General features: G+C 40.9%; 6 protein-coding genes. 4 read left to right on the top strand and 2 right to left on the bottom strand.

Annotated elements, in window-relative coordinates; genetic code table 11:
- Positions 1-6 precede the first annotated feature (6 nt).
- Positions 7-801 carry a hypothetical protein gene (locus QOW94_RS09210; RefSeq protein WP_283680112.1) on the bottom strand — a complete coding sequence of 265 codons (795 nt, stop codon included), beginning with the start codon at positions 799-801 and terminating at the stop codon, positions 7-9.
- A gap of 124 nt (positions 802-925) precedes the next feature.
- Between QOW94_RS09210 and QOW94_RS09215 the strand changes: the two genes are divergently transcribed.
- Complete coding sequence (locus QOW94_RS09215; RefSeq protein ID WP_283680113.1) at positions 926-1,465, top strand: TetR/AcrR family transcriptional regulator; 540 nt, start codon at positions 926-928, stop codon at positions 1,463-1,465.
- Between the two features lie 54 nt (positions 1,466-1,519).
- Here the strand turns inward: QOW94_RS09215 and QOW94_RS09220 are convergent, their stop codons facing one another.
- A complete protein-coding gene (locus tag QOW94_RS09220; protein ID WP_283680114.1) occupies positions 1,520-2,326 on the bottom strand; it encodes a DNA/RNA non-specific endonuclease in 807 nt (268 codons plus the stop codon).
- Between the two features lie 214 nt (positions 2,327-2,540).
- Between QOW94_RS09220 and QOW94_RS09225 the strand changes: the two genes are divergently transcribed.
- From QOW94_RS09225 to QOW94_RS09235, 3 genes are all read left to right on the top strand, one after another.
- Complete coding sequence (locus tag QOW94_RS09225) at positions 2,541-4,148, top strand: GW dipeptide domain-containing protein (RefSeq protein WP_283680119.1); 1,608 nt, start codon at positions 2,541-2,543, stop codon at positions 4,146-4,148.
- 17 nt (positions 4,149-4,165) lie between these two features.
- Positions 4,166-5,518 carry a hypothetical protein gene (locus QOW94_RS09230; RefSeq protein WP_283680115.1) on the top strand — a complete coding sequence of 451 codons (1,353 nt, stop codon included), beginning with the start codon at positions 4,166-4,168 and terminating at the stop codon, positions 5,516-5,518.
- Between the two features lie 331 nt (positions 5,519-5,849).
- Positions 5,850-6,116: transposase family protein (locus tag QOW94_RS09235; protein ID WP_283680116.1), on the top strand; the 267-nt coding region annotated here is incomplete at its 3' end.

Here is a 6,116-nt window from a genome sequence, read left to right on the forward strand (position 1 = left end):
TAATTTTTACCAAATTGGCTTCTTGCCATTTGGCAATCTCTTTGGTTTAGCTGGTAATTTTTTGAGAACAAACAGGGTTCTGATTGAGAAGCAGATGGCCACAATCCCCGTAACGTAGAACCATGGATTATTTGCCATTGAGAAGTAAGGACTAATTTGAGCCCACATGTTGGAAGGCAAGAACGAGTTGATCGTTCCGATAATGATAACAATTGCCAAACCAGTTGAAGCTCCCATTCTGGTCCCTCGTTTTTCCCAGTACAAGCCAGGCATAATTCCCATCAAAATGTTGGTAAAAATATACCACTTTAGCATTGCTGGGTCGTTCATGAATACTCTGAATAAGTTGACGGTCGGAACCATTACCAGGACCCAGCCACAAACTCGAAGCCAGGCATCGGTGGTGGAAATATTCCCCCAAATTTCTTCTCGCTCAACGTAGATACATTTGACCAAGTTATAGACTTCAAACAAAGTCCAAGCAACTTCAGCGATTGCCGCGAAATTGAAGACCCAGAAGCCTCCAACCGCATGGGAGGCGGTCAAGAATACAAAAATTCCCATTGAATCAATTGCAAAGTAATATGAGTGCATGAGAATGTTGTAAGGCGATTTGCCTTCTCGGTTTACTAGTAAAAAGCTGTAAATATATTCAATAAAGCCGATGGCAAAAGTTAGTCCTGCGACCCCTAATGTAAGTACATATTGAGGGTTGTTTGGATTAAGCGCATTTACGAAGTCGTTTAAAGAATATGATGTTCCGTGGTACGTTGCAAAAATTGAATTTAAAAAATCCCACATAATAATTTTCCTTTCAAAATAATATGATTGCAGTAACTTTACTTGTTATTTATCTTATTGCTTAATACAATGTATTTGGTACCAATAAAAGTAAAAGTGTGTAATATCTTTTGAAAGGATTTTTATGGATAAAAGGATTGAGAAAACCAAGGAAGCGTTAACCAGTTCGTTATTTGAAATGCTGGAAACGCAACCGATTGAAAATATTTCTATAACTGATTTATGTAATCACGCAAATGTAAGCCGCCGAACTTTTTATGTGCATTACGACAACATTTACGAAATTTTTGAAGATTATCGGGATTTTTTAGCACTTAAAGTGTATCGAGCGTTGCAGAGTCCGGATTTAGTGGCGGATAATTTACTGGTGGTTTTTGATACGATCCTTATGTCCAATTACAAAGGGTTTCGGCAACTATGTCTTAATGATCGCCACCGTTCGCTAATTGATGATTTACATGTGATGTTGTTTAATACCCTCTGTGATGTGTTGAATATTGAAGAAAATGACGGCAAAAATCGGCTTATCCTACAATATTTGTCATTTGGAGTTATCAACTCTTACGTTTATTGGTTTAGAAATCCTGATCTGATGGATTACGACATGCTGACTAAGACTAACGAGCAGATTGTTAGGACTAATTTGGAATTGATTAAGAAATAAAAAGACCCATGAGGTTGAGGAACAACTCAAACTCATGGGTTTTATTGATTGTATCTACTGATTTGGTTCTTCTACCTTGAAATCGCGGTCAATCTTAGAACGCCCAGTTTGATAATCGAACTGCACACCTGGTTGGACATTGAATAGGTATACGTTAAAGTCTAAACTGCCGTCAGTACTGATAGCTTGTAGGTGGATTCCACGCGCCATTCGTTCTGAACCTCGGAAAATTGGTTTGGCGTAGAAAATAACTTTATGGTGATCATAAAGTGCCTGGCGAACTTTTTGTTCGTAAATAGTTTGGACCTTCTGATTTGAAAATGCGGTCTGGGTAAATAAATTCTTGGGGTTGTTCTGGTCACCCGCCTCACTACCATCGTAGCGACCGTTGGCATTAATCCCGCCAGAAAGGGAGTAAGCAATTAAGTGGCCTCGATTAATAATCGCCTCGCCGTCAACAAACTTCTGATGCCAAGCTGTCGGTCGAACATACTGCCGTTCACGGTCATCATTTGACGCTAAGTTGCGGTTTTCTAAATAAGCAACATTAGCCCCACTGGTTCGGTTATAATGATCTAAATTTTGATAGTCAACTTTGTTTTCCTGCCAGCTTTTGGGATTCAAAGTTGATTTGTTTTTGTTTACATAAACGACCGAGTTTTCGCCGGACTTAAAGTCTAAACTGGCTAACTTGTCAGTCTTTGTAACTGATTGGGTGTGAGTTTCGTGACTTGGGGTTGAACTCGGAATCAAGTTTCCCTTTAAACCACCGTTAAAAAGAGCGATGATTCCTAGGACAATAATCGCTGCGATGGTACTCTGGGTGGTTCTCTTACTGTAACGTCTACGTCTTTTTGCCATTTGTTTTTCCCCTCGATAAGCTATTAAATCAACGATACCAGATATTAGGTGATGACGGCAAGGCATACGGCGAGTAACTAGTAGTTTACATAATGAAAATATCGTGTAAAAGCTATGTAAAGGTTATGTTAATCGGGTTTTCAGAGCTCCTTTTCCAAGTACAATCAAAGTATCTTCATTGGGATTCGCGAAGATTAATACCATGAATTTGGAGATGGAAAAAGTGATTATTAATTGGAAACGAACGCTGATTTTATCGGTGGGGGCACTGGGATTGGTTGTGACGGCGCCGTTGATTTCGCGGGCAAACTCACATGGTGGACCAGAGTTCAGTTCACTGGATGCTAGTTTGGCCAAAAATAACGTAACTTTTACGGGCAAGGCACCGTTATATAACAAACCAACAACCAGCAAGGAGCGACAAGTGATGGTTGGCAACACCCAGTTGAAACAACTAGCAAAAGTTGGCTCATCTAGTCAAAACTTTGTGGCGACCAATCAAGAAGTTACTAAAACTGGTCGGGTTTACTATCGGGTGATTTCGAATGATAACCAGTATCGTGGCTGGATTTTTGGTGGGAATAAAGCTGGCAAATTTGGTGGGGGATTAAAGGCGTTTAAGACGTTCAAACAGATTGGTGTGCCCACTTCGCTAAGCAAATATGAATTCACGATTACCACACCTGGATTCGCTAACGATGGGAAGAATTTGACTTACACAGAACCGCTTGGCACGGTCCGAGGGGCTAAGCAGACGGTTGGTGATGCAGCCCCGTATAAAGACCAAACTTTCAAAGTCACTAAAATGGGAACTCGAACTCGTGAGGGTGATACGTGGGTGTATGTTCAAAGCACTGATAGTTCGGAAAGTAAATTAAATGGGTGGATTCTGTATAGTGGCTTAACTCCAGCTGAGAAACCGATTGCTCATAATGCGATTCGAATTGATATCGTAAATTCTGCGGGACAGCTCTTAAAGGCGGTTGATTACGTTAAACCGGCTGCTGAAGCTGGCGACTATCTTGGCATCAACTACTCTGAATCTGGTACCCCCGTTTGGATTCTTCGAGCTAGTGATAAACAGAAAATTCAAAAGTTGATTAGAGATGCCTTGGCTGGAACTGGTTATGGGATTGAAACCATTAGCGCGGCAAAAAATGGCTTTTTAGCTGAAGCCCAGTTTGGTGGCAAAACTTCGCTAACTGCTTTGCCAACGGATGCCACCCCGACGGATTCGCTGAAGGTCAATTTAGTTGATGATAGTGGCGGGGTACTAGGTAGTTTTAACTACACTAAGACTGCCAATAATGTGAATGATACGCTGGCGGTTGATAATAATGGTTTTGTTGGTTTGTCTGACGATGACGCAAATGCATTACAAAAAGATGTAAGTGATACGTTGAAGAAATCTGGTTACAGTCTGACATTATCGGCTAAGCAGAAGCAGGAGTTAGCCACAACTTCGTTTGGCAATACGGTGTATCTGAGTGGAGCCAAGAAAACCAAGACGATTGCGGATAGTGCGGTCAGAATCAAACTGATTGCTAATGACACTGGTAAAACAGTCACTTCAATAGATTACGTCAACACAGACGCCGATGATCCGGCTCCAAAAGGTTCTGACCTTGGGGAGAGTACGGCTACTGGCTGGACGCTTAAGCAGGATGACAATGCGGCAATCACTAGTCAAATCGTTGCAGCTCTTGATGGTACTGGGTATCAGCTTGACGGGAACAAGCTCTCAACTGGTGATGTATCAACAATTGGAGCAGCCAAGTTTGGTGACTCAGTTTCTGTGAATGTATTACCAGCAAATCAGTGATTGGAAGGGATTTAATAATGAAAAAGCAGCTAAAAATGGCCGTTCTTGGGCTGAGTGTGATGGTGGGAATGACTCTGGGGTATCAGACAGTGTTAGCGGACGTAATCTATGCTCCTGACCCAGCTAATAACATCACTCAAGTTGATAAGGGCAATGTTTTAAAGGAATATAAGAAGAAAAGTCTTAACGTGATAGACAATCAGACCGTGAAGGGTAATATGGATCGAAAATATAATGAGCATACTTTGACCCCTGATTCACCATCAACGGTTGATAATTACCAGACCACTGCTGATAGCAGTGCCCAGACAAATTTAGCCACCCAGTTTTTCTTACCCGATGGGTTCAATGTAACTGGATATCAGCATGGTAATTTCCAAAACGTCACGCTTGATGACCAGGGAAATGTTTACTTTATCGAGTCAAACGGTAGTGAAACCAACCTAGGAGTAATCGTGGAGTACAATCTTCAAAAGCTGCAACAACTCGGAGTTGGTAAGGATACAATGGCGCTATGGCGGGCGTTTAACTATTTCAACCCGTATACAAACGAGGGGCTGGCTCATAATCAGGACTACGAAAATGCCTTTAACGAAATGAAGCAGCCTAAACTAAAGATAAAGGCCCTTAACGCTAAATTAGGAGTGGTTAGTGATAAGCACGATAAGCGAGTGATCAAACTAGCAATCGCTAAAGCTGAAAAGAAGATAAAGGCGATCAAGCAAGAGAACAGTGAACTGTTTAAGAACGAGAAGATTGCAGCGGCAGCCCAAATTAGTCAACAAATCGATATTGGTCACGGGCAGACATTATCGTTTAATCCGCAAAACCAACACCTATATATCGTTAAGGATAATACGCTTACGGATTTAGAAAATCAGAGTGAGAATAATGACGTAATTGAGATGAACACCGATAATTTGAAACCGATTCGGGAATATAATTTCAAGATGTTTTATGGCGATTCTGATAATTATCAGCTCCACACCTTGACGTTTGATAAGCAAGGTAACGCATACTGGTGCCGGAAAACTGGATTGGGGATGATGTTCTTCTTTGGTCGCCTTGATAAGCATGATGTTCAATTTCAAGCAGCTCCATCGTACCTAAAGAGTCGTGGTGGTTCGCCAAACCAAGGGATTAGCTACAATGCTAAGAATGACAGGTTGTATTTTGTTTCGGATGATATTTTAACGTCGATTCCGACTCAAGAGGTGAGGGATGGCAGTATCAGCCCGAGTGATATTCACTACTATGGCTTTACCAGCAAGCGGGAATGTGAGAGTTTGTCGTTCGACCAGGATGGCTATGGATATTTGTTGATGTTGTGGCCGGCGGAGTTGGTAAAATCGTCGACGCCATTGAATTAGAAAATTAGATTGTTAATAAAATGGATGTAAAAGCCCAGCCTTAATTTCAGGTCGAAATTAGGGCTGGGTCTTTGTTTTAAGCCGGGTGCTTGTTAAATGTTGTAACTGTTGGCTTTCTCTCTTCGTTTAAAAAAATAAGCGCAATTATGGAAGAACACAAAAAAACAGTAGTAAATTTCAGGAAAATAAAATGGTTCTACAATATCTGTTGTTGGTGATAGATTTTTCTATCACTGATAGCAGATTTTTTGTATATTCTAAAGGTACACAAAAAACGGAGACCCTCCGTTTTAAACCACCCTACTAAAAGCGTTCAAAGAAAGGACTCCGCATGGATAATATTAGCAAAGATTTATTAAATATAAAAGATGAAAAAATAACTTTGATTGATAGTTCGGTTGGTAATGATGGTGTGACTAGGATTCAAGCTACGCTTGATTATGTTCCTAAGGCTTGTGAACACTGTGGAATTGTTAATGAAGGTCAAATAACCAAATATGGTTGGCGGAAGACAACCGTCCGGTATCCACGAGCGATTGGAAGCACAGTGATTTTAATCTTGAAACGCCGTTATTTCTGTTGTAAAGAAGATGCTGGT

Origin of the sequence: Lentilactobacillus sp. Marseille-Q4993 (assembly GCF_951230165.1) — a bacterium.
Taxonomy (GTDB): Bacteria; Bacillota; Bacilli; order Lactobacillales; family Lactobacillaceae; genus Lentilactobacillus.